Genomic DNA, 26358 nt, shown 5'->3' on the forward strand with positions numbered 1-26358 from the left:
CGCGTCGACTCGAATCCCACGAGTTTAAGCGAACCCCCCCGAAAAAAGGGTCAAGATGAGCACCGCTGTTCATCTCGACGAAATCACAAAACGGTTCCCCGGCGTCGTGGCGAACGACGACGTGGACCTGACCGTCGAGCGCGGCACGGTGCACGCACTTCTGGGAGAGAACGGGGCCGGCAAGACGACGTTGATGAACATCCTCTACGGGCTCTACGAACCCACGGAGGGGACCGTCCGCGTGGACGGGAAAGCGCGGGACTTCGACTCACCCGCGGACGCTATCGACGCCGGAATCGGTATGATTCACCAGCACTTCATGCTGGTCGACCCCATGACGGTCGCCGAGAACATCGTCCTCGGCAACGAACCGCGCAAGTGGTTCGGCACGACCGTCGACCGGGAGCGCGCGCGCCAAGAGGTCATCGACCTCTCGAACCGATACGGATTCGACGTGGACCCCGACGACGCCATCGAGGACGTGAGCGTCGGCGTTCAACAGCGCGTCGAGATTCTGAAAGCACTCTACCGCGGGGCGGACATCCTCATTTTGGACGAGCCCACCGCGGTCCTCACTCCCCAGGAGGTCGAAGAGCTGTTCCGCGTCTTCGAGGAGCTGACTGCACAGGGGAAGACGATTATCTTCATCAGCCACAAGCTCGGCGAGGCCATGCACGCCGCCGACGACATCACCGTCCTCAGAAACGGCAAGAACGTCGGCACCGTGAAGGCCGACGAGACGTCGAACGAGGAACTCGCCGAGCTGATGGTCGGCCGCGAGGTCCTCCTCGAACCGAAGGCCGAACCGCAGGAACCGGGCGACGAGGTGCTCGCGGTGCGGAACCTCTCGGCGGAGGACAACCGCGGCATCCCCGCCGTCTCCGACGTGTCGTTCGACATCCGCGAGGGCGAGGTGTTCGGCGTCGCCGGCGTCGACGGCAACGGCCAGTCGCAGTTGGTCGAAGCCATCACCGGCCTGCGGACGCCGACCGAGGGCTCGATTACCTACAAGGGCCGGGACGTCACCGACGCCTCGCGCCGCTCCCGCATCGACGACGGGATGGCGTACATCCCCGAGGACCGACACGAGCGCGGGCTCGTGATGGACTTCGACCTCGTCCAAAACGGCATCCTCGGGAGCCAGCACAGCCCGACGTTCGCCGCCGACGGCCGGATACACTGGTCCGACGCGCGCGACCACGCGGAGCGAATCATCGACGAGTACGACGTTCGACCGCCGCACGCCGACGCCGACGCGGAGTCCTTCTCCGGCGGAAACCAACAGAAGTTCATCGTCGGCCGCGAGTTCGAACGCGAACCGGACCTCGTCGTCGCCACCCACCCGACCCGCGGCGTGGACATCGGCGCGATGGAGTTCATCCACGAGCGGCTCTTGGACCTCCGAGCCGAGGGCAAAGCGGTGCTTCTCGTCTCCTCGAAGCTCGACGAGGTGCAGGGCCTCTCGGACCGCCTCGGCGTCATGCACGACGGCGAACTCATGGACATCGTAGACCCACGCGACACCACCGAAGAAGAGATCGGCCTGCTCATGGCCGGCGAACGCCCCGACGCCGACGCGACCGACGCGGAACCGCCCGTGGGTGACGCCAGATGAGCGCGGTCGAGAACGCGAAGGCCGTTCTCCGGCGGCTGACGGCCGCCTCCGCGACCGAGCGCATCCTCATCAGCTTCGCCGCGCTCGTCATGGCCGTGCTCGTCGGCGCGGTCATCATCCTCGTCTCCGGCCGCATCACGACGTGCCAGACCGCGGCGACGACGCTGTTCGGTACCGGCTTCTGTTACGACCCCGTCGAGGTGTACCTCGTGCTGTTCAACGGGGCGCTCGGCGAGCCGTTCCTCCTGAACGACCCCGCGCTGTTCAACCCCGACTGGAACCCGCTGAACTTCGGGCTCGCGCTCACGCTCAAGGAGACGACGCTCCTCATCTTCACCGGCCTCTCGGTCGCCGTCTCCTTCCGCGCGGGCCTGTTCAACATCGGGACGCAGGGACAGCTCGTCCTCGGCGGCCTCGCGACGGCGCTGTTTTCCTTCTTCGTCGCGCCGATGCTCCCGTCCGGGCTCGTCGGCGGCCTCGTCCTGATTCCGCTCGCCGTCATCGTCGGCGCGCTCGTCGGCGGCCTCTACGGCGCGATTCCGGGCGCGCTCAAGGCGTACGCCGACGCCAACGAGGTCATCACGACCATCATGCTGAACTTCATCGCCGCGCAAATCGCGTTCGTCCTCGTCAGCGAGTTCTTCTCGAACCCCGACTCGCAGGTCGTCGAGACGACGCCGCTTCCCGGTTGGGCGACGCTCCTCCCGGTGGCGTTCCCGCAGGGGGGCGACTTCTCGATTCTCGCGCTCGCGTTCGGCCTCGCGCTCGTCGTCGCTGTCTGGTTCCTGCTCGAACAGACCTCCTTCGGGTACGACCTCCGGACGAGCGGCGAACAGCCCGAAGCCGCCGAGTACGGCGGCGTCGACGCCAAGCGAACGACCGTCACGAGCATGTTCCTCTCCGGCGCGCTCGGCGGCATGGGCGGTGCCATCTGGGTGCTCATGGTCATGGGCAAGTGGCAGGCCGGCGTCCCCGCGCTCGGGTTCGACGGCATCACCGTCTCCATCCTCGCGGGGAACAACCCGTTCGGCGTCGTCCCGGCGGCGCTCCTGTTCGGGACGCTCAAGTCCGGCTCCCTCGCGGTCCAGTTCGGGACCGGCGTCCCGAAACAGCTCGTCGGCGTCCTCCGCGGTCTCATCATCCTGTTCGTCGCGATGCCCGAGTTCTTCCGCATGCTCGGCTCCGCCATCGACCTCGAACCGGACCGGGAGACCGTGGCCACGGACGGCGGCGCTCTCGGAGGTGACGACGAATGAGCACGACCACCATCGACCGACTCCGCGACACCGAACTGTCTTACAGAGCGACGCTCGCCGGCGGGGCGCTGAGCGTCTTCCTGCTCATCGCACTGCTCGGCCTCGCCTTCCCGAGCAGTATCTGGGGCAACCTCCTCGCCATCCTCACCAGTCGGAGCACGCTCTCGTCGGCGCTCCGGCTCTCGGTGCCCATCACCTTCGCCGCGCTCGGCGGTATCTTCTCCGAGAAGGCCGGCGTGGTGAACATCGGGCTGGAGGGTCTGCTCATCATCTCGGCGTTCACCGCGGTCATCACCACGGCCGTCGTCGGCCCCGAGATGACCGTCCTCGGCCTCCCTGCCATCTGGATCGGCTTCTTCGCCGGCGTCCTCTCGTCGGTGCTGTTCTCGGCGCTGTTCGCCGTGGTCTGCATCCGCTTCAAGGCCGACCAGATTATCGCCGGCCTCGCCGTCTGGCTCATCGCGCTCGGCCTCGCGCCGTTCGCGGCGACCGTCTACTACGGCGGCGTCAACACCGACAATCTCGGGACGACCCTCGGGACGTGGACGATTCCCGTCCTCTCGGACATCCCGTTTTTCGGTGCGCTGTTCGACGCCGACCCCGCGGTGTACATGATGCTCGTCGCGGTCCCGGCGTCGTGGTACGTCCTGAACCGCACGGCGTTCGGCCGCCACGTCCGCGCGTCCGGCGAGAACCCCAAGGCGCTCGACACCGTCGGCGTCGACGTGAGCCGCGTCCGCTACGCGGGCGTGCTCCTCTCGGGCTTCCTCGCCGGCATCGGCGGCTCCGCGCTGTCGCTCGGCCTCGGCCAGTTCGTCGGGAACAACCAGACGATGGTCAACGGGAAGGGCTTCATCGCCATCGTGGCGTTCCTCTTCGGGAACTACAACCCCGTCGGCGCGTTCGGCGCGTCGTTCCTCTTCGCGGGGCTGGAGGCCGCCCAGATTCGCCTCCAGCAGGTCCCCGGATACGGCGTTCCCGACTCGCTCATCCAGACGATTCCGTACGTGACGGTCCTCGTCGTCCTCGCGCTCGTCGGCCGCACCCGCATCCCGGCCGCCTCGGGCGAGCACTACGACACCGGCGACGACAACCGCTGAGCGACTCGGTCGCCTCGGGTTTCCGTTTTCTCCTGCCTCTCGTCCCCGGTCTCTCCCCGTCGAGCGCCGCGTCTCGGCGGGAGCGGTTCCCGCCGGAGTCGCCCCGCGCGGTCGGTGCGGGAGTAAAGAGTTTTCAGCCCGCGATATGGAGGTGATACCATGTCCACAGACGAGAACGACACCGCCGGGGACTCCTCGGCGAGCCCACGGACCCAGTCCGTGGACGTGGTGGTCGTCGGCGCGGGAACCTCCGGCTGTTACGCCGCCGCCACCATCGCGAACGCGGGCTACGACGTGACCATCGTCGAGCGCAAGCCCGCGGAGGAAGCGGGCCACATCGCCTGCGGCGACGCCCTGAAGGGCGCGGACGCCTTCCCCGAGGCGATTCCGAAGTCGAAAATCGAGCCCGCGTTCACCAACACCGAGGTGGACCACGGCCGCTTCGAGATTCCGCAGGAGGACACCGTCCTCGACATCCCGGTCCCCGGCGAACTCGCCGTCATCGACCGCTGGGAGTACGGCCGGCTCATCATCGAGGGCGCGGAGGAAGCCGGCGCGGAACTCCACTACGACACGGTCGTCCAAGACGTGACACAGGACGACGACGGCACCGTCACCGGCATCGTCGGCAAACACGACGGCGAGGTCGTCGAGTACGACGCCGACATCGTCATCGACGGCGCGGGCTCGCTGTCGCTCCTCCAGGATAAGGTGGACTTCGCCGGGACCACCTTCGACACGAACGTCTCCTACCAGCACTTCTCGTCGGCGTACCGCGAGGTCGTCGAGGTCCCCGAGCCCGTCGAGTGGTCGGACGCGCTCGTGTTCAAGCCCGCCGAGGTCGCCGCGGGCTACGTCTGGTACTTCCCGCGGACGGAGACGACCATCAACGCCGGCCTCGGCTTCCAGATGACAGAAGAGCCGATGAAGCTCGTCGACGACCTGAAAAAGGACCTCCGCGAGCGCCCCGAATTCGAGGGCGCGGAGGTCGTCGACAAGCTCGGCGCCGCCCTCCCGACCCGCCGCCCCTACGACTCGGCGACCGCGCCGGGCTACATGGCCGTCGGCGACGCCGCGGCCCACGTCAACCCGACGACCGGCGGCGGCATCGCCGGCGCGGCCTACGCCGGGAAGTACGCCGGCGAGCAGGCCGCAATCGCGCTCGAAGCCGGCGACGTGAGCGAAGAGACGCTGTGGCGCTACAACCAGCGCGTCATGGACCACTTCGGCGGCCGCTACGCCAGCCTCGACGTGTACAACATCCTCTCGACCGCCGTCGACGTGGACGACCTGATGGGCCTCATCGCCTCCATCCCCGGCGAGAAGCTGGCGGAGGCGCTCTACTCCGGGACGACCTCGTTCGGCCCGGTCCTCCTCGCGCAGACCGCGGCGTCGAGCTACGGCCACTGGAGCCAGATTTACGAGTTCTTCAAAGTCAAGCGCCTCGCCGACGAACTGCTGGCTCACTACGGCCGCTATCCGAGTCGGCCGAGCGCCCTCGAAGGCTGGAAGGTCGAGCGGGACCGCATCATGGACGACATCTACGAACTCACCGGCGCGGACCCGAAGTACTGACCTCGGACTCCGCCGCGAACGAGACGCCTCGGAACTCGAACCGCGCGCCACCGTTTTCGCCGGTCGTCGCCGTCACCTCCCAGCCGTGAGCGTCGGCGACGCCGGCGACGATGGCGAGGCCGAGACCGGTCCCCTTCGTATCGGTGCTGTAGCCCGACTCGAAGATTCGGTCTTGTTCTTCCGGCGGGATGCCGGGGCCGTCGTCTTCGACGAAAAAGCCGTCTTCGAGCGGGCCGACGCGGACGTTGACGCCCGGTGTTCCCCCGTCGGCGTCGGCCACCGCCCGGCGGCCGCCCGCGCCTGCCGGGGTAGTTTCGGCGGCGGACGACTGGTCGCTCCGAGCGCCGCGCTCCGCGGTCTCGTCGGAGGAGTCCCGGCGGTTCGTGGAACCGTGTTCGACGGAGTTCCGAAACAGGTTCTCGAAGACGGCGGTGAGTCGGCCCCGGTCGGCGAGCAGTCTCGCGTCGGCCTCGACGGTGAGTCCCGACGCCCCGAGGCTGGTGTTCGTCACCGCGTCGGCGGCCACGGTGGCGAGGCTGACGGGCTCGACGTCGCCGACCGACTCGCCGACGCGGGCGAGCTGGAGCACGTCCTGAATGAGCGCCTCCATCCGGTCGTGGGCCTCGGCGACCGTCGAGAGGTGGTCGGTCCCGTGGCCCTCGCGGGCGAGTTCGAGTCGCATCTGGGCGACGTTCAGCGGGTTGCGGAGGTCGTGGGTGACGACCGACGCGAACTGGTCGAGCCGCTCGTTGCGGCGGCGCAGGTCCGTCTCGCGGGCGTCGCGGTGGGTCGACCACCGGAGCGCCCCGACCACGAGCGCGACCGAGCCGACGAGGAGCGTCCCGTCTTCGAAGACGAGCGTGACCGCCTCGGGCTGGGTGACGAGCTCGTCGACCGCGTCGGTGACGGCGTAGACGGCGAACAGCGCGGTCCCGGCGTACAGCGGCCGCCAGACCGCCTGCACGTCGCGGACGGTCCCGACGACGAACGCGCCGGCGAGGGGAATCGGAACCAGAAGCAACTCCACGGCGAACCGGAGCCAGCGAACCTCGGTGCTGTGGGGGAAGACGGCGACTTGGACGACCGCGACGCCGACGGCGATGCCGACGACTGCGAGACCCGGACGCAGGTCTGTGTCTTCGGTCGATTCACCGCCGAGGAACCCCATCGCTGGCGGCTATGCACGGGGGGGACAAATAACCGCTGGCGGTTCGTCGGGGCGATTCGGGCGACAGTGTGCCGTCTCCGTCGCGGTAACGCGGTCAGAGGTGGCTCGAACGACGCGCTCAGACCGTCTCAGGGACGCTCGGCCGCGATTCGCTCGACGCTCCCGGCGAGCACGTCGACGGCGATGCGGATGGTCTCCTCGTCAACGTCGAACGTCCGGGTGTGGTGGCCGCCGGGGTGGTCCGTGCCGACGCCGACGTAGGCCGCGAGGCCGCCGCGGTCCTGCACGCGTTGCATGAGGTACGTCGCGTCCTCGCTCCCGCCGAGTTCGTCGCGGTCGAGGATGGAGGTGACGCCCTCGACGCCCTCGCTCACGCCGCCGACGATGGCCGCGAGCGCGTCGTCGCTCCGGGCGCTCGGGGCCTTGCCCTCGACGTTGATTTCGACCTCGCAGTCGTGCATGGCGGCCGCGGACTCGATGATAGTGTGGGCGCGGCCCTCGACGTACTCCATGAGTTCCGTCGTCGCGCCGCGCACCTCGCCTTCGATGAACGCCTCTTCGGCGACGATGTTCGTGGCGGTGCCGCCGCCCATCAGCCCGACGTTGACGCGGGTCGCCCCGTCGGAGTGCCGGGAGATGCCGTAGAGGTTCTGAGTGGCCGTCGCGGCCGCGAGGTTCGCGTTCTTCCCCTCCTCGGGTTTCGCGCCCGCGTGGGCCGGCGCGCCGGTGAACTCGGCGCGGAAGTGCGAGACCGCGAGGAAGCCGTCGATGCCGCAGACGACCTCGCCGGTCGGGTGGTCGAGACCGACGTGGACCGCGAGCAGGTAGTCCACGTCGTCTAGGTGGCCGCCCTCGGCGACGGCCTTGCCGCCGGCGACCTGCTCCTCGCTCGGCTGGAAGAACACCTTGAACGTCCCCTCGAAGTCGGAGTCGATGACGGCGTCGAGGACGCCGAGCCCGATGGTCGCGTGGGCGTCGTGCCCGCAGGCGTGCATGAAGCCCTCGTTCTCGGAGCGGAAGCCCTCGGCGGCCGGGAGGTGGTCATCGGCCTCGGACTCGGGGATGGGGAGCGCGTCGATGTCGACGCGGAGGCCGACGGTCGGGCCCTCGCCGCGTTCGACGACGGCGACCGCGCCGGTGTAGCCGCCGGCGAGACGGTCGAGCACGTCCTCGCGCGCGCCGGCCTCGCGGGCCCGCTCGAACCACGCGTCGAGGTCGTCGTCGTCGGGGACGGCCATGCGCTCGTCGGCGTCGAGCGTCTCGGGGCCGACGTAGAGCGCGTCGAGGTCGCGCGTCTCCAGTTCGTCGACGAGGCGGGCGGTGGTGTAGAACTCGCACCACGCGGGTTCGGGGTGGCGGTGCAGGTCGCGGCGAAGCGAGACGAGGTCGTCCATCGTCGCTCGGTTGCTCATGTCTGGACTCTTTTTCCCCGGCAATGATAAACGCTCCCGACAGTTCGTGGGCGAGAAACTCAACTTTGGAAGAAATAGTTGGAGGAAATTCGTGCCTATTATATATCCCAGTCAATCTCTGACAAACGATGCCAGAAGAACCGGACATCGAGCTCAGTTTCCGCGGCGGGCGCCTCGTGAGCGCCCTGCCCATCGCCCTGTTCATCGCGTGGGCGATTTTCCAGAGCGGTATCCTCGGTATCGGCGATACGACCGGCCTCGTCGCGGGGATGCTGACAGGACTCATCGTGGGACTGCTGTTCGTCCGGGGAGACTGGAAGGACTACGCGGACGTCATCTTCGCCGGCATGACCCGCCGAGTCGCCGCGACGGCGGTCGTCGCGTGGCTCTGGGCGGGGATGTTCGCCGAGACCATCCAGGTCGGCGGCTTCGTCGACGGCCTCGTCTGGGCGGCCACGGTCCTGAACGTCGGTCCGGGGCTGTTCCCGGCGGTGACGTTCCTGCTCGCGGCGCTCCTGGCGACCGGTATCGGCACCGGCTACGGCACCGCAATCGCCTTCACGAGCCTCGTCTTCCCGGCGGGGCTCCTCCTCGGCGCGAACCCCGTGTTGCTGTTCGGCGCGATTCTCTCCGGCGCGGTGTTCGGGGACAACCTCGCGCCCGTCAGCGACACCACCATCGTCTCCGCGGTCACGCAGGACGCCGACATCGGCGGCGTCGTCGCGTCCCGCGTGAAGTACGCCGTCGTCGCGGCGGCGCTCGCAATCGCGGCGTATCTCGTCGCCGGCTTCGGTATCCCCGGCGTCTGGGGCGGCATGCCGCACGTCGACGTGGCCGGCGAGGTCTCCGCGTCGGTGTCGCCGTGGGGGCTCGTCCACCTGCTCGACATCGCCGTGGTCATCGTCCTCGCCGTCCGCGGCCGGCACATCATCGAGGCCGTCTCGTGGGGCCTGCTCCTCGCGGCGGCGTTCAACGTCGCGCTCGGCGCGGCGAACCTCGTGGACGTGTCGGCCGGGAGCATGCTCCTGTTCAGCGCGCCGCAGAACGGCCTCACGCAGGCGGTCGAGGCGCTTCCGCTCCTCGGGGCCGTCGTCGAGACCGTCCCCGCGGGACAGGTCGGCGTCGGCGGGAGCGTCTACTCCGGCGCGGCCGGCTTCTTCCCGCTTATCGTCCTGACGCTCTTGCTCGTCGCGGGCGCGGAAATCATGCGCGCCGGCGGCGGCTTCGACGCGATTCAGGAGCTCGTCATCGACCGCGTCGCCACGACGGTCCGCCGCGCGGAGACCACGATGGTCGTCGGCACGGCGCTCGTCAACGCGACGGTCACCATCAACACGGCGGCCGAAATCGCCATCGCGCCCTACATCGCCACGCTCGGCAAGCGCTTCAACATCAACGGCTACCGCCGCGCCAACATCCTCGACGCCAACACCTCGGCGCTCGGCTACATCTTCCCGTGGGGCGGCGGCCTGCTCGCCGGTTACGGGGCTATGCAGGGGCTCGTCGGCGGCGAGGCGACGCCGTGGTTCACGGCCGAGATGCTCGTGAACCCCGCGTCGGTCTTCCCCTACGTGTTCCACGGCTGGTTCCTCGTGGCGGTGTTCCTCTTCGCCGCGTGGACCGGCTACGGCCGCGAGTACGTCTCCGACCGCACGAGCGAGGAGGTGAGCCGCGTATGAGCCGCCTCGACAAGCTCTTGGCCGGCTGGACGTTCCGCACCGCGACGCCGACGTTCGAACCCGGCGAGGTCATCACGGCCTACGTCAGCGAGCGCAACGGCGACGGCCTCACCGTCCGCATCGGCGACTCGGTCATCCGGGTCGAAGACGGCGGCGACGCGGCCGTCGAAGACAAGATTCGGCTTGAGGTCACGTCGTTCGACGCGACCAACCACGTCGGAACCGGCGACGTGGTCGAACTGCTCGGGCCGGACGCCTGAGCGACCGCAGAGACCGGAGGAAAAGCGGGGACCCGCGTCGTTTTTCGCGTTCCGCGGCCGCCGTCAGCGACGGTGGCCGAGCGGCTTTTTCTGTTCGACTTCGATTTCGAGGTGGACGCTGTCGGGGAACTCCTTGAGGCCGACTTCGCGGGCGATCTGGTCCGCGCCGTGGATTTCGAGGCGGCGGGTGTAGACGGGGTAGGACCACGACGAAAACTGGTCGCCGGGCTGGAGCGTCCGGTACTGCGGGACGCTCACCTGTTTCGGCTGGTCGGAGTGGGGGCCGCGGCACTCCGCGCCCTTCCGCTCGATGAACTGCTTGAGGTCGTCGACCACCCGGTCGAGGACCGCCTTATCACCGCTTTGAAAGGTGAGTTTTGTGACGAAGGCCATAGCTGGGTACTACTCCTTGTTGCACGCTCCGACGGTAAAAGCGCATCTACACGAACCGGTGACTCGGGCCCCCACGACCCGAATCCCGAGTGAAAAACCGTGCGAACGCGCTACAGGCTCCGATACCCTCTTAAAGGGTGGCACGTTTATTTCGGGTAATGGCAGTCGAAGCGGTCAGCGCTGGAGCCATTCTCTTCCGCGACACCCGCGGCCGGAGGGAGTACTTACTCCTGAAGAGCCGTCCCGGGGACTGGGAGTTCCCGAAGGGCGGGGTCGAAGGGGACGAGGAGCTTCAGCAAACGGCAATCAGGGAGGTCAAAGAGGAGGCTGGAATCCAAGATTTCCGCCTCATCGACGGCTTCCGCGAGGACTACAGCTACGTCTTCGAGGCGAACGGTACGACGATTCACAAGACGGTCCACCTCTTTATCGCGCGCTCGTTCGAGGCGTCCGCGGAGCTCTCGACGGAGCACCGCGACCTCCAGTGGCGCGACTACGAGCAGGCCATCAACACCATCACGCAGGACGGCCCCCGCGAGATATTCGAGCGCGCCCACGAGTTCCTCGACGACCTCGCCGCGAAAAACGAGGGCGAACACAAGTACCTGAAGTAGCGTCGGTCGGTTCGGCCGACGCCCGAGACGCGACACCCGCGAGCGACAGCGCCGCGAGTCGGCGCGGGCGACGCGGGCGTTGCGGGCGGCGACACCCGCGGTATCGTCTGCTTCGTCGTCGGGCCGGACGCCGAAGCCGCCCGACCGAAACGCCTTCGGCTCCCCGCCGCAACTCCCGGTCGTGAGCGACGCCGCCGACCGCGACAGCGACCGTGACCCCGAGTTCGCCTTCGAGCTACGGGTCTGCCGCTGGGCCGAGCGCGCGTGGCACCCCGACGGCCCGCGCCCCGCGTTCGTCGCCCGACAGCTCGGCACCCGAGAGCGCCGCTGGGACACCGTCGTCGTCGAGGTCGACCCCGAGGCGTTCGCCGCCCGACGCGCCCTCTCGACCGACGGCTTCGACTCGGACCTCCTGCGCGTCGTCCGCCACGCGCCCGCCGAGTGGGCGTGGTACAGAGACGCCGTCCCCGAACCCGACTTCCCGTGGCGACACGTCGTGCCGGCGGTCCACCGCGCCGCGGGGCTCGGGCTCGTCGAGAAACGCCGCGGCTCGCGGAACCGCGTCGAGTACCGACGGACTGCGCCGTACCCCGACTGGGTCGAGCGCGTCGTCGCCATCGAGAACAAGCCGGACCTCGACGCCAGCGCCGCGCGCGCGCTCGCCGACCAACTCGAACACGACGTGTCGCGGGCGCTCGCAGACGAGGTCTGGGTTGCCACCGAGGTGACGGGCCGACGGGTCGAACCCGCCCTGCTGGAGGACCTCCCGGCCGAAGTCGGCATCCTCGGCGTCGACGGCGACTCGGCGGAGGTGCTGTGGCACCCGAGTTCGCTCTCGCCGGACCCGGCGGACGCCCGGCGGCGACTCGTCCTCGCCGAACGCGCCTTCGACCGCGGCTGGCGGAACTACGTGGACACGATGCGACCCGACTGCCGTCACTTCGAACTCGACCGGCGCGGCCGCGCGCTCGTCCCGCGGTGCGCCGCGAAAGACTGCTATCAGAGCCAACGCGAGTGCGCCCACTCGTGTCCGTCGTTCGAGCCGGAGCCGCCGGCGTGGCGGATGAAGGGGTGGCCCATCGAGGGCGGCCCCGGAAAGGGTGTGCGCCGGATTCTGGAGGCACGGCGCGAGCGCGAACGAGACCGCGCCGAACGCGGGAGTGAGAACGCCTAACTTCGCGCCCCTCGGACCGACTGATATGGAACGATTCCAGAACACGAGTCTGCCGGACTGGGATTGGTGGGGAAAGCTGTGGCCGACGCCGGGCGAGACGCTTCGGGACCTCGGGTTGTCGCCGGGCGACACCGTCGCCGAAATCGGCTGTGGAAACGGCTACTTCGCGTTGCCGGCGGCGCGAATCGTCGCGCCGGCCACGGTGTACGCGGTCGACCTCGACGACGACCTCCTCGCGGAACTCGACCAGCTCGCCGCCCAGCAACGCATCGACAACGTGGTATCGGTCCGCGGCGACGCCCGCGAGCTATCGGGGCACCTCGCCGACCCCGTCGACGTGGCGCTGTTCGCCAACGCGTTCCACGGGGTCGACGACCCCGACGAGTTCCTGACGGAAGTCGAGTCGATTCTCGCCGACGGCGGCCGGTTCGTCGTCGTCAACTGGCGGCCGCTCCCCCGAGCGGAGACGACCGTCGCGGGCGAGCCTCGCGGCCCGCCGACCGACCTGCGCCTCGGTCCCGAGGAGACCGCGGCGATGGTCGCAGAGGCGACCGACCTCGCGGCGACGGCGGAACTCGACATCCCGCCGTACCACTACGCGCTGGTGTTCGAGCGGCGAGAATAGCGTCGCGGAGACGGGCGGTCAGACGACTTCCACGTCGACCTCGTCGCGCTCGACGGCGAGGCGGAACGTGGGGACGGTCCGGTAGACGACCTCGATGACGCCCTTGCGGCGGAGGCTCTGGAGCGCGCGGCGCACGTCGTCCACGTCGGGGTCGATGTCGAACTCCTCGCGGAGCTTGTTGAGGACGCTGACGACGCTCTCGGAGCGGTCGTCGGGGCCGGCGACGACCTCGAAGACGCGGGCTTCGAGCGAGGGGACGCGGATGACGCTCGGCACGGACTCCGCCTCGTCGTCGCCCTCCACGCCGGGTTCGACGCCGACGAGTTCGGCGGCCTCCGCGGTGGCGCGGATGAGGCTGTTGTCGTCGCGGTAGTAGTAGTCTTTCAGCTCGGATTCGAGGTAGCGGTGGACCTCGCTCCCGCTTTCGAGGTCCCAGCGGTTCTGTAACTCCTTGTTCTTCGTCGGCTGGAGCCGGACGATGTCGGCGAGGCGTTCTTTCGCCTCGTCGGAGAGCGTCATATCGGTGGATTCGACGGAGGGGGTATAACGTTGTTCTGGATTCTTCGGCGCGACCGCGAAACGTTAATTATTATCCCTGTCCCTCGCGTCGCCCCGAGTATGAGCTGGGACACCCTCCGACTCGACTGGGACGGCGACGTGGCGACCATCACCATCGACCGCCCCGAGCAGATGAACGCGCTCAACGCGGACGCGCTCGACGCGCTCGAAGCGGCGCTCGACGAGGCCGAAGACGGCGGCGCGCGGGTGGTCGTCCTCACCGGCGCGGGCGACAAGGCGTTCGTCGCGGGCGCGGACATCGGCTACATGAAGGACATCGGAACGCCCGCCGCGCAGAACTACGCCGAGCAGGGCCACCGCATCGCGACGCGCTTGGAGGAGTTCCCCGCGCCGACCGTCGCGGCCATCAACGGCTACGCCTTCGGCGGCGGCATGGAACTCGCGCTGGCGTGTGACCTCCGGGTCGCCTCCGAGCGCGCGCTCCTCGGGCAGACCGAAATCGACCTCGGCATCACGCCCGGTTGGGGCGGGAACGTCCGCCTGCCCGCGCTCGTCGGCGACGAGGTCGCGCGACGGCTCATCTTCTTCGGCGAGCGCATCGACGCCAGCGACGCCCACGAGTACGGCATCGTCGGCGAGGTCGTCGCCCACGACCAGCTCGAATCGCACGTCGAGGACCTCGCCGCCGAGCTCGCGTCGAAGCCGCGACACGCCCTCGCGGGCGCGAAAGCCGCCATCAACATGTCCCACGACGCGCCGCGTGACGCCGCGCTCGACTTCGAGGCCCGCGTCTGGAGCGGCCTGTTCGGTACCCACGACCAGCGCGAGGGGATGGAGGCGTTCCTCGACAAGCGCGACCCCGACTTCGAATAGAACTCGACTGAGAGACCGTTCTCCGGTGATGTCGGCCGATTAGCCTCACCGATTCCGCACTGTCGCCGTGCTAGCACGGCTCCTACAACTGCTAATACGCTCCATGTATAATGAACAATCGTGAAAGAATCCATCACGCTCGGCCGCGTCGAATCCCTCCTCGAAGACCTCTCGTACCCGGTCTCGCGCCGGGACGCCGCGGCCTCCCTCGACGGTGTGACGGTGCTCATGGCCGACGGGAACGCCGACCTCGGCGAGTTGGTCGGGAACTGCCTCACGGCCGAGTTCGCCGACGCGAAGGACCTGTACTACGAACTGAACAACGCGATGCCCATCGAGGCGCTCGGCGAGCCGGGGCAGTCCGACGGCGACGCCTGAGTCGCCCGTTTCGACCCGGTTCAGTCGCTCGCTTCGCGCCGGCCTTTTTCAGCGCTCACCCCGCGAGCGCGGCGCAATCCTGACGCTTAAGTCCTTCAAGCGGTAGGACGTACTATCATGGAGTTTTGCGACGACTGCGGGTCCCTGATGACGCCGCAAGACGGCGTCTGGGTCTGTCCGAACGGCCACGAGAAAGCGCGCGACAGCGAAAAGGAGAAGTCGATGGTCACGACCGAGGGCCAGGAGTCCAGCGAGGTCGTCGACATGTCCGACGTGGACAACGCCGACATCGGGCCGACGACGAAGGCCATCTGCCCGAAGTGCGGCCACGACGTGGCGCGCTACGAGATGAAGCAGATTCGCTCGGCCGACGAGTCCGAGACGCGTTTCTTCACCTGCGTCGAGTGCGACCACAAGTGGCGCGAAGACGACCACTGAGCGACTCGCCTTTTTGAGCCCTCCGTCCGTAACGCGGGGTATGGCCGACGCGCTCGCCCCGCCGACCCTCCCGCCGCTTGAGGGGTGGGTCCGCGTCGACGACGCGACCGACCGCCCGTTCGAACTCGGCCCCGTCAGCGTCGTCGCCCGGACGGTCGTCTACGAGGACGCCGCCATCCGCGAGCGCGTCCCGGCGACCGCCGACGGCCCGTGGCGTTTTCTGTTCGCCAGCCGCCTCGAAATCCGACCGCACACGCCGCCGTCGAAGGCGCTGACGAAACTGGTCGGCAAGCGCGCGAGCGCCGGTTTCCGGTCGCGCCTCGAAGCCCGCGGCTTCTCGGACGTCCGCCGCGTCGAGTCGCGGACGCTCCGGGTTCGGGTCGGCGGCGGTGGCGACCGCGACCAGCGCGACGACGCCCGAGGCGACGACCCTCGAAGCGACGACGCGACCGAAGCCGAGGCCGACGTGGTTCGCTACGCGGCGACCGTCGAACTCGCCGGGGTCGAACTCGCCGCCGACGCCTACCTCGCGGTGACGCCGGTCGACGGCGAGTTCCTCCTGACCGGCGGCGCGTACCCCCGCGAGGTCCGCCGCGGCGACGGGGAGACGGCGGCGGCGCTCCGGGAGGCAATCGACCCCGAACGCTTCAGAGAAGAGCTGTTTCGCGTGATTCGCCGCATCGAGTGAGGCGACACGGTCGGGCCGAAAGAGAAATTGGCCCGCCCGGGTCGGACTCGCTCACTCGTTGCGGGCGAACACGAGGTAGCCGGTGTGGCCGACGCCGGCGGTCGAGGGGCGCGACCCCCGGTCGTTGAAGTCCATGTGGCGCTGAATCGTCTCGAACGTCTCCACGTCCGAGAGGCCCGCCTCTCTGGCGGCTTCGACCGCCGCGCGCGTGCCCTCCACGAACGGGGAGTAGACGGCGACGTAGCCGCCGGTCACGAGCAGGTCGGGCGCGTGGCGGACGACCTCGGGCGCGTTCTCGGTGTCGAGGGTGAGCGCGTCGAACGCCGACGCCGCGAGGTCGTCGACCTCGTCCGTGATGTCGCCGGTGCGAACGTCGACGCGTTCTTCGACGCCGGCGAGTCGCATGTTCTCGCGGGCCACGTCGGCGAACTCGGCGTCGCGTTCGAACGTCGTCACGTCGACGCCGAGGCGACCGAGGTACGCCGAGAGGACGCCCGTGCCGGTCCCCGCGTCGAGGACGCGCTCGCCGGCCGCGATGCCCGTGTGGCCGACGATGAGGCCGATGTCTCGCGGCATCATCGGCGCGCCGGTGCGCTCGAAGTGGTTGAAGAGGTCCGGGCCGCGCGGCTCGCGGACGAGGAACTCCTCGCCGATGTGGGTTTCGAGCGTCTGGCCGGCCTCCACGTCCTCGGGGACGGTGAGCATCCCGAGGTCGGTGTGAAGCTCGTCGCCGGGCGCCCGGAGGTACTCCCGGTCGCCGTGGACGAGGAGTATCACTCCAGTCGCGCGATGGCCGCGGCGAGGTCGCCGTCTTCGGCCTCCAGCGCTTCGCGGGCCTCGTCCTCGGGGACGCCGGCGCGCTGGGCCACGATAGCCACGTCGTCGGCCGGGATGGCGTCGGCGGCCCCGGCGGACTCAGCGGACTCGTCGCCGCCGTCGTCGCCGGCACCGAGTTCGCGCGTCTCGGGCTCGCCGACGATTTGGTACGTCTCCTGGCCCTGCGCGTCCATGCGCGTGACCTGCGCGTCGCTGAAGACGAGTTCCTCGTCGGCCGTCTTGATGACGACTTCCTCGGCATCGAGCTCCGTCACGTCGATGCCCATCTGCTTCATCATCTGCTTCATCTTTCGCGGGTTCATCCCGCCGCCTCCAAACATACCCGAAGGGTCGGGGTGGGCGCTCAAAAGCGTGGCGAACGTCGGTGCGCGGCGGTCGGCGCGCGGCCCGGCGGTCGCGCGCTCACTCGACCCGCGTGCTGACCGCGAGGCCGCTTCCGACCGGGAGGACGATGGTCTCGTACCGCGGGTCGGCCCGCACCGCGTCGAGGAACGCCGCGATGCCGCGGGTGTCGGCGTCGGCCCCGTCGAGGGCCTCTGCCTGCCCTTCGCTCCAGTCGGTGAGCGCGCCGAAGTCGAGCGGGCCGCGCATCACGTTGTCGGCGACGACGACCCCGCCGTCGGCGACCCGGTCGGAGACGAGGTCGAACGCCTCGGCGTAGCGGTGTTTCTGGTGGTCCAACAACACGAGGTCGAACTCGCCGTCGACGCCCTCGAACAGGTCGAGCGCGTCGCCTTCGAGGAAGGTCGTCCGGTCGGCGAGGCCGGCGCGGTCGAGGAAGTCCCGCGCCATGTCGAGTTCGTGGGCGTCGTGTTCCGTCAGGTAGAGTTCGCCGTCGTCGGCCATCCCCTCGGCGAACCACGTCGCGGAGTAGCCGAAGCCGGAGCCGAACTCGAACAGCCGCGTCGCGTCCGCGAGATGCGCGAGGACGCGGAGCACGCCGCCCGCCTCGGGACCGATGATGGGAAAGCCGTGCTCGTCGGCGTAGGCGGCCATCTCGGCCTGCACCGCGTCGTGTTCGGGCGCGGTCGCCGCGAGGAACCGCCGCGTCTCGTCGGTCAGGATGTCCATGCCGGAGGGGCGCGCGCGAGGGACATAAAATCGGTCGCCGCGGCCGCGTTCGCGGGGACCGCCGTCACTCTCTCCGTCGTCGCGCACCGGCCGGCGACGCCGACCGCCGTTCGCCGACCCGCGTACGCTTAAGTAGAGACGAACCACATCTTCGACCATGTTTGATCCCGACGAGCTCGAAGAGATTCGGGAGGCGAAAGCCGAGTGGGAAGACGAGACGCTGGGGCCGACGCTCGACCGCTTCGGGGAGCGGAAAGCGGAGTTCACGACCGACACGGGCGGCAACGTCGTCGAGCGGCTCTACACCCCGGACGACGCCGACGTGGACTACGACGAGGACGTTGGCTTCCCGGGCGAGAAACCGTACACGCGCGGGGTCTATCCGACGATGCACCGCGGGCGGCTCTGGACGATGCGGCAGTACGCGGGCTTCGGGACGGCCGCCGAGACCAACGAGCGGTTCCGCTACCTCATCGACAACGGCTCGTCGGGGCTGTCGCTCGCGTTCGACCTGCCGACGCAGATGGGCTACGACTCCGACGCGATGATGGCCGCCGGCGAGGTCGGGAAGTCGGGCGTCGCCATCGACAGCCTCCACGACATGGAGACGGTGTTCGACGGCATCGACCTCGGCGAGGTCTCCACGTCGATGACCATCAACGCCCCGGCGGCCGTGTTGCTGGCGATGTACGTCGCCCTCGGCGACAAGCAGGGCGTCCCCCGCGAGGAGCTCCGCGGCACCATCCAGAACGACATCATGAAGGAGTACATCGCGCGGAACCTCTACATCTTCCCGCCGGAGCCGTCGATGCGACTCATCACGGACATCTTCGAGTTCTGCGCGGCGGAGACGCCGAAGTTCAACACCATCTCTATCTCCGGCTACCACATCCGCGAGGCCGGCTCGACCGCCGCCCAAGAGGTCGCGTTCACCCTCGGCAACGGCATCCAGTACGTCGAGGCCGCGGTCGAGGCGGGTCTCGACGTGGACGAATTCGCTCCCCAGTTGTCCTTCTTTTTCAACGCCCACAACAACATCCTCGAAGAGGTGGCGAAGTTCCGCGCCGCCCGGCGGATGTGGGCGAAAATCATGGAAGAGCGCTTCGGCGCGGAGAACCCGAAGTCGATGCAGTTGAAGTTCCACACCCAGACCGGCGGGTCGACGCTCACCGCCCAGCAGGTCGAGAACAACGTCGTCCGGGTCGCCTATCAGGCGCTGGCGGCCGTCCTCGGCGGCACGCAGTCGCTCCACACCAACGGGAAGGACGAGGCGCTGTCGCTCCCCACCGAGAAGTCGGTCCGCACGGCGCTCCGCACCCAGCAGATTCTCGCCCACGAGTCGGGCGCGGCGGACACCATCGACCCGCTGGCGGGCAGTTACTACGTCGAGGCGCTGACCGACGACATCGAAGACGAGGCGTTCGACCTGCTCGACGAGGTCGACGACCGCGGCGGGATGCTCGACGCCGTGAAAAACCAGTGGGTCCAGCGGGAGATTCAGGACGTGGCCTACGAGCGCCAACGCGAGATTGAGGAGGGCGAGCGCGTCATCGTCGGCGTCAACGAGTACCAGGTGGACGAGGAGCCGACCGTCGAGGTCCAAGAGGTCTCCGAGGAAGACGAGCGCAAGCAGGTCGACTCGCTCGACGCGCGGAAGGACGACCGCGACGACGAGGCCGTCGAGGCCGCGCTGGAGGACATCCGCGCCGCCGCGAACGGCGACGAGAACCTCCTCCCGCTCATCGTCACGGCGGTCAAGGCCTATGCGACGGTCGGCGAGATATGCGGCGTCCTCCGCGAGGAGTTCGGCGAGTACGAACCCGGCATGGCCTGAGCCGCCCCCGTCACTCCCGAACGACCAGCGCCGGCGGCCTCTCCGCCCCGTGCCAACGAGTCACTAAGTCTATACTTTCACCCGGCTAACCAGTTTTATTATCATCCCCCGATTGGGGCTAATCGAGGCTTATGATGCCGTTTACTGGATTCTAAACCCGTCACACGCCCGGCCGCCGTCTGTCGGCGCGAGGTTCGCGCCACCAGTCGCTCGACGTTTCGAGCGGCGGCCGTCGCGTTGCGGGGCTCTTCGACCGGAGAGCCCCCGGTATCGCATCCGATTGTCCACCTCACCAGACGAATGTCACGAAGACGCTCCCGAGACAGTCGTACCGTCTCCGATTACCACCCCTCCCATCACCGTCCCGCGCCCTCGCTGGCGACGCAGGCCGTCCTGCTCGCCTCGATGGCCGCGGTGGTCGCGGTCGTCACCTACCCCGTGGCGTCGCTCGCGGTCGCCGTCACCGTCGCCGCCGTCGTCGCCGTCGCCCGCGTCATCGTCACCCGGGCCGACCGCTCGATGCTGACGGTCGACGTGCCCGGCGTCCCCGTCGAGGTCACGGTCGCCCGGACCGCCCGCGACTGAGGCCCGACCCGACGCCGCGAATCCACGCCGACCCCGCTCGCGCACCTCCGACACTCACACCCCGCGACCACTCGCCCCTCGCGTCCCGCTCTTGACGCGCCCTTCCGCGCTCCGTTGCGCTCCCTCCCGACTCGCTTCGCTCCGTCCCGTCACTCCCCGGATTCGACGAACCGCCCCCGAAGCCACCGAGCGACCGCCACGACGAGCATCGCTTGGAGGTAGCCGAAGACGGCGAGCGCCGGGTAGAACACCGATGTCTCGCGGGCGCCGAACTCGTTGGCCGCGAGCGTGTCGAAGAAGAAGGCGGCCACGAGCGCGGGGTAGTCGACGACCCAAATCTCCTTCGGCAACACGTCGAAGAAGCCGACCGCCCACACGGCCGCGAGGACGGCGAAGACGGCGAGCGTGGTCCAGTCACTGGCGAGTCGAGCGAATTCGCGTGCGAACCGCCGCGGGTCGCGGGCGGCGCGCCGCCGGGTCGGCGCCGTCATCGTCGGCTCACGCCACGTCGGCGTTCGACTCGGACGCGGGTTCGGCGTCGGCGTCGGAGCCGCCGACGAGCGTGACGGCGGTCCCGTAGGCCAGAATCTCGGCCGCGCCCTGCGCCACCTCGGCGGTCACGTACCGGACGCCGACGACGGCGTCGGCACCCATCGCCTCCGCCTCGGCTATCATCCGTTCCGTCGCCTCGTCGCGCGCCTCGGCCATCAGCCCGGTGTAGGACTTGAGCTCGCCGCCGACGATGTTTCGGAGGCCCTGCGTGATGTCGCGGCCGACGTTTCGGGCGCGAATCGTGTTCCCGCGGACGGCGCCCAGCGTCTCCTCTATGTCGCGGCCGACGACCGTCTCCGTTGTCGTTACTATCATGACAGGAGTATCGAACCGTCTGGGTTTATCCGTTGCGCCCGACGAACTGGAGGCATGCACTTCGACCACGTCGGAATCGCCACGCCCGACGCCGCCGGACTGGCCGCGCTGTTCGCGGAGCTGTTCGACGCGCCCGTGGCCCACGAGGAGACGTTCGACGGCATGTCGGTCGTCTTCCTCGAACTCGAAAACGGCTACTTCGAACTGCTCGAACCCCACGAGGAGGGTGCCATCTCGAAGTTCCTCGACAAGCGCGGCGGCGGCATCCACCACGTCGCCGTCGAGACCGACGACATCGAGGGCGCGCTTCGGACCGCCGAGGCCGCCGGTGTCGACCGCATCGACGAGGAACCGCGCCCCGGCGCGTGGGGCCACGAGGTCGCCTTCTTACATCCGAAATCCACGGGCGGCGTCCTCGTCGAGTTCGTCTCGCACTGAGCGATGACGGGCTCTCCTGACGACGCGGCCGACGACACGACCGCCACCGACGGCTCGGCCGAACACGGCGACGCCCCCGCCGCGAGCGGTTCCGACTCCGACGCCGACGCCGGGTCCCGCGGGTTCGCCGGGCCGATGCGCGACTGGCTCTCCCACCGAGTCGCCGCGACGCCCGACCGCCGGGCGCTCATCCACGCCGCGACCGGCGACTCGTGGACCTTCCGCGAACTCGACGCGCTCGTCGACGAAACCGCCGGCCAGCTCGCCGCCCTCGGCGTCGAGTCCGGCGACCACCTCGGCGTCGTTCTCGACCCCGGCGTCGACTACGTCCGACTCATCCACGCCGCGACGCGCCTCGGGGCCGTGCTCGTCCCCCTCGGCGACCGACTCACCGCCGACGAAATCGCTCGGAACCTCGAACTCGCGGACGTGACCACGCTCGTCTGCGGCGAGTCCACCGAGTCGACGGCGGTCGAGGCCACGGCCGACGTGCCCGTCGTCTCCGTGGACGACCCGCGGTGGGAGGGCGTCATCAACCTCTCGTCTATCGCGCCGAAGCGGGTCGAACCGGCGGGCTGGTCCCTCTCGGAGACGATGCTCCTGCTTTTCACCTCGGGGACGACCGGGACGCCGAAGGCGGTGAAACTCACCATGGGCAACCTGCTCGCGAACGCCGTCGCCGGGGCGTTCCGACTCGGCGTCTCTCCCGACGACCGGTGGCTCGTCACGCTCTCGTTGCACCACATGGGCGGCATCGGCCCGATTCTCCGCGGGCCGCTGTACGGGACGACGGTCGTCCTCCGCGAGGGGTTCGACGCCGGCGGCGCGGCCGACGACATCGGCAAGTACGACGTGACGGGCGTCTCGCTCGTGCCGACGATGCTCACGCGGATGCTCGACAGCCGGGGGACGCTCTCGGACTCGCTCCGCGTGGTGCTCCTCGGCGGCGCGCCCGCCCCCGACGAGCTCGTCGAGCGCTGTCGGAACTACTCGGTGCCGGTCCACCCGACCTACGGCATGACCGAGACGGCGTCGCAGGTCGCCACCGCGACCCCGCGGGAGGCGTTCGCCGACGTGGGGACCGTCGGGCGGCCGCTCTACTTCACCGACCTCCGGGTCGTCGACGAGGACGGCACCCCCGTCGAACCCGGCACGCCGGGCGAACTCGTCGTCTCGGGACCGACCGTCTCGCCCGGCTACTACCGGAACCCCGAGGCCACCGCCGACGCCTTCGCCGACGCCGGCCTCCGGACCGGCGACATCGGCTACCGCGACGACGACGGCCTCCTGTACGTCCTGAACCGGAAGGACGACCGCATCATCACCGGCGGCGAGAACGTCGACCCCGGCGAGGTCGCGGCGGTCCTGCGAGACCACCCCGACGTTGACGACGCCGCCGTGCTCGGCGTCCCCGACGCCGAGTGGGGCGAGCGCGTCGCCGCCCTCGTCGTTCCCGCGGACCCGGAGAACCCGCCGGACGACGAGGACCTCGACGACTTCTGCCGCGAGCGACTCGCCGGGTTCAAATGCCCGCGACAGGTCGCGACCGCGGACGAACTCCCGCGGACCGTCTCGGGGACCGTCGACCGCGAGGCGGTCCGCGAGCGACTGGTCGCGGCCAAGCCCGTCGCGGAGGCCGAACCGGCGCGCGCGGCCGATTACGACGACGCCGGCGAAGTCGAGACCGAACCCGACGAGGCGACGTCCGCCACCGACATCGACGGGGACGCCATCGACGACGCCGAGGACGACGCGGTCGTCGCAGACGCCGACCGCGACGAAGCCGATGAGGACGAAGCCGGCGACGGTGAGGCGAGCGCCGACGGAGACGAACACAGCGACGCCGAGCGGGCGGAGGGCGACGCCGGGAGCGCAGAGAGTGACACCGACGACGGCGACGGCACCAACGACACCGACGGCACCGGCGAACTCGCTCTCGACCGCGACGAGGAGTGAACGCGCCCGCGGGTGACGCGGAATCCACAGCCCGCGCCCCGCCGAGTCGCTTCCAAACAATCATTATGTTTTACCACAAGAGGATAGTATGGTAGGTGCTACCAACCAGACGCTTCGGCCGTTCCTGTGGCGCGCGGGCAAGCTCTATCCGGACCGCGAAATCGTCTCTCGGACCGCCGAAGGGCTGGAACGTTACACGTACGCGGAGTACGAGGGACGCGTGGCACGGCTCGCGGGGGCGCTTTCGGACGCCGGCATCGGGGACGGCGACCGGGTGGCGACGTTCTGCTGGAACCACAACCGACACTTCGAGACGTACTTCGGCGTGCCCTCGATGGGCGCGCAGTTGCACACCATCAACCCGCTTCTGCCCGACCACCACATCCAGTACATCGTCGAGAACGCGGAAGACCGCATCATCTTCGTGGACCCGTCGCTCGCGCCGAAACTCGCCGGCGCGGTCGACGAGGAGGCCTTCGCCTCGGTCGAGCAGTTCGTCGTGATGGCTTCCGAAGTACCGGACGACGTGGGGCTTTCTCCGGTGACGGACTACGAGTCGTTCGTCGCCGACTTCCCCGACGACTACGACTGGCCGGACCTCCCGGAGGACCAGCCGGCGGGGATGTGCTACACCTCGGGGACGACCGGCGAGCCGAAGGGCGTCGAGTACTCCCAGCAGATGCTGTGGGCGCACACGATGGCGACGCTCCCCGAGTCCGGCCTCGACATCGGCGCGAAGGACGTCATCATGCCGGTGGTGCCGATGTTCCACGTCAACGCGTGGGGTCTGCCGTTTTCGACGACCGCGGCGGGCGCGAAACACGTCTACCCCGGCCCGTCGCCGACGCCCGAGGACCTCGCGAAACTCATCGAAGAGGAGGGCGTGACGATGACCGCGGGCGTGCCGACGGTGTGGCTCGGCCTGCTCGACTACCTCGACGAGCACGACGCGGACGTCTCGTCGCTCGAACGCATCATCATCGGCGGGTCGGCCGCGCCCAAGTCGGTCATCCGCCGGTTCGACGAGGAGTACGACGTGGACGTGCTCCACGCGTGGGGGATGACGGAGATGTCGCCGGTCGGCACCGTCGCCCACCTCAAGCCGGGGATGGAGGGCCTCTCCGCCGAAGAGCAGTACGAAAAGCGCGCCAAGCAGGGCCTGCTCGCGCCGGGGCTCGAGATGCGCGTCGTCGACGACGACGGGAACGAGGTCCCGTGGAACGGCGAGGAGTTCGGTGAGTTGTGGGTCCGCGGCCCGTGGGTGACGACCGAGTACTTCGAGCGCCCCGACGCGAACGAGGAGGACTACGAGGGCAACTGGCTGAAGACCGGCGACGTGGTCACGGTGGACGAAGACGGCTACGTCCAAATCGTCGACCGGGCGAAAGACGTCATCAAGTCCGGCGGGGAGTGGATTTCGTCGCTCGAACTCGAAAACAGCATCATGGCCCACGACGACGTGGCCGAGGCGACCGTCATCGGCGTCCCCCACGAGCGCTGGCAGGAGCGCCCCGTGGCGTTTATCGTCCCGAAGAGCGGCGCCGACCAGGACGCGCTGAAGGCCGAACTCGTCGCGCTCGTCGAAGACGAGTTCCCGAAGTGGTGGGCCCCCGACGAAGTCGTGTTCATCGACGAGGTGCCGAAGACCGCGACCGGCAAGTTCGACAAGAAGGTGCTCCGCGACCAGTACGACGACTCGTCGCTCATCGAGGGGAAGACGCCCGACGCGGAGGCCCCGTCGGACGAGTGAGCGGCGGGGCGGACGGATGTTTTAACGAAAAACGAGTTTGAAGTTTAGACTGGTTCCATACACTATTTTTACTGTACAATTCTATGGCGTGGTATGGAACTTCTCGACGACACCATCGTGCCCGAACACGCCCGTGACCTCAAACAGGAGGCGCGGGAGTTCGCCGAGGCGCACATCGACCCGGTCGCGGCGGACTACTACGAGTCCGGCGAGTACCCCCACGAGGTGCTCCAAGCGGGGATGGACGCGGGGCTCGTCGCACAGGACATCTCCGAGGAGTACGGCGGGAAGGGCTTCGACCTCCAGCAGATGCTCGCCATCTCCGAGGAGTTCTACCGCGCCGACGCCGGCATCGCGCTGACGCTCCAGCTCGCCTCGTTCGGCTGTGAGATTATGGAGGACTACGGGAGCGAGGCACAGAAGGAGCGGTGGCTCCGCCCGGTCGCCGAAAACGAGCAGATTTCGGGGCTCGCGGTCTCCGAGCCGCAGACCGGCTCCGACATGGCCGGCATGGAGACGACCGCCGAGAAGACCGAAAACGGCTACGTCCTCAACGGCGAGAAGTACTGGGTCGGCAACGCCGTCGAGGCCGACTGGCTGACGGTGTACGCCAAGACCGCCGACACCGACGACCGCTACTCGAACTACTCGATGTTCGTCGTGCCGACGGACACGCCCGGCTACGAGGCCGAGCACATCCCCGAGAAGATGGGCATGCGCGCGTCGAAGCAGGGACACATCGTCTTCGACGACTGCGAGGTGCCCGAGGAGAACCTCATCGGCACCGAGGGCGGCGGCTTCTACATGCTCGCGGACTTCTTCAACCACGGCCGGGTCGTCGTCGGCGGCCACAGCCTCGGTCTCGCGGCCGCCGCCATCGAGGAGGCGTGGGAGTTCGTTCACGACCGGCGGGCGTTCGGGCGCACCGTCTCGGAGTTCCAGGCGGTCCAGCACATCCTCGCCGACATGCGAATGGAGTTCGAGGCGGCGCGCGCGCTCAACTGGCGCGCCGCCGAGAAGGTCGCAAACGGCGAGGACGCCGGCTTCTGGGCGGCCGCGGCCAAGACGAAATCGACCGAGACGGCGGTCGACGTGGCCGAACGCGGCATGCAACTCCACGGCGGCCGGTCGGTCCTCAACGAGTACAAGATTTCCCGGGTCTACCGCGACGTGCGCATCCCGGTCATCTACGAGGGCGCAAACGAGATTCAGCGCAACCTCATCTACCGGCAGGGCGCGCTGTAAGGCGGTCC

General features: G+C 68.9%; 28 protein-coding genes. 19 read left to right on the forward strand and 9 right to left on the reverse strand.

Annotated elements, in window-relative coordinates; all coding sequences use genetic code 11:
* Positions 1 to 55 precede the first annotated feature (55 nt).
* From IEV64_RS09915 to IEV64_RS09930, 4 genes are all read left to right on the forward strand, one after another.
* Positions 56 to 1615, forward strand: coding sequence for an ABC transporter ATP-binding protein (locus IEV64_RS09915; protein WP_007273799.1), 1560 nt, complete (start codon positions 56 to 58; stop codon positions 1613 to 1615).
* Positions 1612 to 2871 (forward strand): ABC transporter permease, encoded by a 1260-nt coding sequence (locus IEV64_RS09920; protein ID WP_188423789.1) that lies wholly within the window; start codon positions 1612 to 1614, stop codon positions 2869 to 2871. Before IEV64_RS09915 ends, IEV64_RS09920 begins: the two co-directional genes overlap by 4 nt.
* On the forward strand, positions 2868 to 3971 hold the full coding sequence (locus IEV64_RS09925) for an ABC transporter permease (RefSeq protein WP_188423790.1): 1104 nt from the start codon (positions 2868 to 2870) through the stop codon (positions 3969 to 3971). The genes IEV64_RS09920 and IEV64_RS09925 overlap by 4 nt, the downstream gene beginning before the upstream one ends.
* Before the next feature lie 159 nt (positions 3972 to 4130).
* Positions 4131 to 5546, forward strand: coding sequence for a geranylgeranyl reductase family protein (locus tag IEV64_RS09930; protein ID WP_007273802.1), 1416 nt, complete (start codon positions 4131 to 4133; stop codon positions 5544 to 5546).
* Here the strand turns inward: IEV64_RS09930 and IEV64_RS09935 are convergent.
* Positions 5521 to 6714, reverse strand: a complete 1194-nt coding sequence (locus tag IEV64_RS09935; protein WP_007273803.1) for a sensor histidine kinase — start codon at positions 6712 to 6714, stop codon at positions 5521 to 5523. The genes IEV64_RS09930 and IEV64_RS09935 overlap by 26 nt on opposite strands.
* A 128-nt stretch (positions 6715 to 6842) precedes the next feature.
* A complete protein-coding gene (locus tag IEV64_RS09940; RefSeq protein WP_049920401.1) occupies positions 6843 to 8126 on the reverse strand; it encodes an amidohydrolase in 1284 nt (427 codons plus the stop codon).
* Positions 8127 to 8254: 128 nt separating this feature from the next.
* Here IEV64_RS09940 and IEV64_RS09945 point away from each other — a divergent pair, with 128 nt between their 5' ends.
* Together IEV64_RS09945 and IEV64_RS09950 are read left to right on the forward strand one after the other, a co-directional pair.
* Positions 8255 to 9805: a Na+/H+ antiporter NhaC family protein gene (locus IEV64_RS09945; protein WP_007273805.1), complete on the forward strand. Its 1551-nt coding sequence runs from the start codon at positions 8255 to 8257 to the stop codon at positions 9803 to 9805.
* Entirely contained in the window at positions 9802 to 10065 is a 264-nt protein-coding gene (locus IEV64_RS09950; RefSeq protein ID WP_007273806.1) for a DUF7513 family protein, read from the forward strand. Before IEV64_RS09945 ends, IEV64_RS09950 begins: the two co-directional genes overlap by 4 nt.
* 63 nt (positions 10066 to 10128) lie before the next feature.
* Here the strand turns inward: IEV64_RS09950 and IEV64_RS09955 are convergent, their stop codons facing one another.
* The gene (locus IEV64_RS09955) at positions 10129 to 10458 is read right to left on the reverse strand and encodes an uS10/mL48 family ribosomal protein (RefSeq protein WP_004969907.1); all 330 of its coding nucleotides are present in this window, start codon (positions 10456 to 10458) and stop codon (positions 10129 to 10131) included.
* Between the two features lie 158 nt (positions 10459 to 10616).
* Between IEV64_RS09955 and IEV64_RS09960 the strand changes: the two genes are divergently transcribed.
* The 3 genes from IEV64_RS09960 (at position 10617) to IEV64_RS09970 (ending at position 12871) form a co-directional block, all read left to right on the forward strand.
* A complete protein-coding gene (locus tag IEV64_RS09960) occupies positions 10617 to 11072 on the forward strand; it encodes a bis(5'-nucleosyl)-tetraphosphatase (protein ID WP_004043548.1) in 456 nt (151 codons plus the stop codon).
* A gap of 181 nt (positions 11073 to 11253) precedes the next feature.
* Positions 11254 to 12246, forward strand: a complete 993-nt coding sequence (locus IEV64_RS09965) for a DUF5787 family protein (protein WP_188423791.1) — start codon at positions 11254 to 11256, stop codon at positions 12244 to 12246.
* 25 nt (positions 12247 to 12271) lie between these two features.
* Positions 12272 to 12871 carry a class I SAM-dependent methyltransferase gene (locus IEV64_RS09970; protein ID WP_007273809.1) on the forward strand — a complete coding sequence of 200 codons (600 nt, stop codon included), beginning with the start codon at positions 12272 to 12274 and terminating at the stop codon, positions 12869 to 12871.
* Positions 12872 to 12889: 18 nt separating this feature from the next.
* On the opposite strand, the gene IEV64_RS09975 is transcribed toward IEV64_RS09970, so the two are convergent.
* Positions 12890 to 13390 carry a DUF5797 family protein gene (locus IEV64_RS09975; RefSeq protein ID WP_188423792.1) on the reverse strand — a complete coding sequence of 167 codons (501 nt, stop codon included), beginning with the start codon at positions 13388 to 13390 and terminating at the stop codon, positions 12890 to 12892.
* 99 nt (positions 13391 to 13489) lie between these two features.
* On the opposite strand from IEV64_RS09975, the gene IEV64_RS09980 reads away from it, so the two are divergent.
* The 4 genes from IEV64_RS09980 (at position 13490) to IEV64_RS09995 (ending at position 15767) form a co-directional block, all read left to right on the forward strand.
* Positions 13490 to 14263 carry an enoyl-CoA hydratase/isomerase family protein gene (locus IEV64_RS09980; RefSeq protein ID WP_188423793.1) on the forward strand — a complete coding sequence of 258 codons (774 nt, stop codon included), beginning with the start codon at positions 13490 to 13492 and terminating at the stop codon, positions 14261 to 14263.
* Positions 14264 to 14383: 120 nt separating this feature from the next.
* A complete protein-coding gene (locus IEV64_RS09985; protein ID WP_007273812.1) occupies positions 14384 to 14641 on the forward strand; it encodes a DUF5789 family protein in 258 nt (85 codons plus the stop codon).
* Positions 14642 to 14758: 117 nt separating this feature from the next.
* A complete protein-coding gene (locus IEV64_RS09990; protein ID WP_008574128.1) occupies positions 14759 to 15079 on the forward strand; it encodes a transcription factor S in 321 nt (106 codons plus the stop codon).
* A gap of 40 nt (positions 15080 to 15119) precedes the next feature.
* The gene (locus IEV64_RS09995) at positions 15120 to 15767 is read left to right on the forward strand and encodes a DUF6517 family protein (RefSeq protein WP_188423794.1); all 648 of its coding nucleotides are present in this window, start codon (positions 15120 to 15122) and stop codon (positions 15765 to 15767) included.
* Positions 15768 to 15818: 51 nt separating this feature from the next.
* Here IEV64_RS09995 and IEV64_RS10000 read toward each other — a convergent pair whose 3' ends face one another.
* From IEV64_RS10000 to IEV64_RS10010, 3 genes are all read right to left on the reverse strand, one after another.
* On the reverse strand, positions 15819 to 16544 hold the full coding sequence (locus IEV64_RS10000) for a methyltransferase domain-containing protein (protein WP_007273814.1): 726 nt from the start codon (positions 16542 to 16544) through the stop codon (positions 15819 to 15821).
* Positions 16541 to 16924, reverse strand: a complete 384-nt coding sequence (locus IEV64_RS10005; RefSeq protein WP_083874860.1) for a nascent polypeptide-associated complex protein — start codon at positions 16922 to 16924, stop codon at positions 16541 to 16543. The genes IEV64_RS10000 and IEV64_RS10005 overlap by 4 nt, the downstream gene beginning before the upstream one ends.
* Before the next feature lie 82 nt (positions 16925 to 17006).
* Positions 17007 to 17675, reverse strand: coding sequence for an O-methyltransferase (locus IEV64_RS10010; RefSeq protein WP_007273816.1), 669 nt, complete (start codon positions 17673 to 17675; stop codon positions 17007 to 17009).
* Positions 17676 to 17832: 157 nt separating this feature from the next.
* Here IEV64_RS10010 and IEV64_RS10015 point away from each other — a divergent pair, with 157 nt between their 5' ends.
* Together IEV64_RS10015 and IEV64_RS19835 are read left to right on the forward strand one after the other, a co-directional pair.
* Complete coding sequence (locus tag IEV64_RS10015; protein WP_188423795.1) at positions 17833 to 19509, forward strand: acyl-CoA mutase large subunit family protein; 1677 nt, start codon at positions 17833 to 17835, stop codon at positions 19507 to 19509.
* A 300-nt stretch (positions 19510 to 19809) separates the two neighbouring features.
* On the forward strand, positions 19810 to 20094 hold the full coding sequence (locus IEV64_RS19835) for a hypothetical protein (RefSeq protein WP_229722581.1): 285 nt from the start codon (positions 19810 to 19812) through the stop codon (positions 20092 to 20094).
* Positions 20095 to 20243: 149 nt separating this feature from the next.
* Here the strand turns inward: IEV64_RS19835 and IEV64_RS10025 are convergent, their stop codons facing one another.
* Both IEV64_RS10025 and IEV64_RS10030 read right to left on the reverse strand, forming a co-directional pair.
* Entirely contained in the window at positions 20244 to 20585 is a 342-nt protein-coding gene (locus IEV64_RS10025) for a hypothetical protein (RefSeq protein WP_188423796.1), read from the reverse strand.
* 7 nt (positions 20586 to 20592) lie between these two features.
* Positions 20593 to 20961 carry a YbjQ family protein gene (locus IEV64_RS10030; RefSeq protein WP_007273820.1) on the reverse strand — a complete coding sequence of 123 codons (369 nt, stop codon included), beginning with the start codon at positions 20959 to 20961 and terminating at the stop codon, positions 20593 to 20595.
* Between the two features lie 54 nt (positions 20962 to 21015).
* On the opposite strand from IEV64_RS10030, the gene mce reads away from it, so the two are divergent.
* The 4 genes from mce to IEV64_RS10050 all read left to right on the forward strand — a co-directional run bounded on the left by mce (position 21016) and on the right by IEV64_RS10050 (position 26350).
* Positions 21016 to 21399, forward strand: coding sequence for a methylmalonyl-CoA epimerase (gene mce, locus IEV64_RS10035; RefSeq protein WP_007273821.1), 384 nt, complete (start codon positions 21016 to 21018; stop codon positions 21397 to 21399).
* Between the two features lie 3 nt (positions 21400 to 21402).
* Positions 21403 to 23355 (forward strand): o-succinylbenzoate--CoA ligase, encoded by a 1953-nt coding sequence (gene menE, locus IEV64_RS10040; RefSeq protein WP_188423797.1) that lies wholly within the window; start codon positions 21403 to 21405, stop codon positions 23353 to 23355.
* Positions 23356 to 23443: 88 nt separating this feature from the next.
* The gene (locus IEV64_RS10045) at positions 23444 to 25105 is read left to right on the forward strand and encodes a long-chain fatty acid--CoA ligase (protein ID WP_188423798.1); all 1662 of its coding nucleotides are present in this window, start codon (positions 23444 to 23446) and stop codon (positions 25103 to 25105) included.
* A gap of 93 nt (positions 25106 to 25198) precedes the next feature.
* The gene (locus IEV64_RS10050) at positions 25199 to 26350 is read left to right on the forward strand and encodes an acyl-CoA dehydrogenase family protein (RefSeq protein WP_007273824.1); all 1152 of its coding nucleotides are present in this window, start codon (positions 25199 to 25201) and stop codon (positions 26348 to 26350) included.
* Positions 26351 to 26358 lie beyond the last annotated feature (8 nt).

Source organism: Haloferax sulfurifontis, from assembly GCF_014635105.1.
Classification (GTDB): Archaea; Halobacteriota; Halobacteria; order Halobacteriales; family Haloferacaceae; genus Haloferax; species Haloferax denitrificans.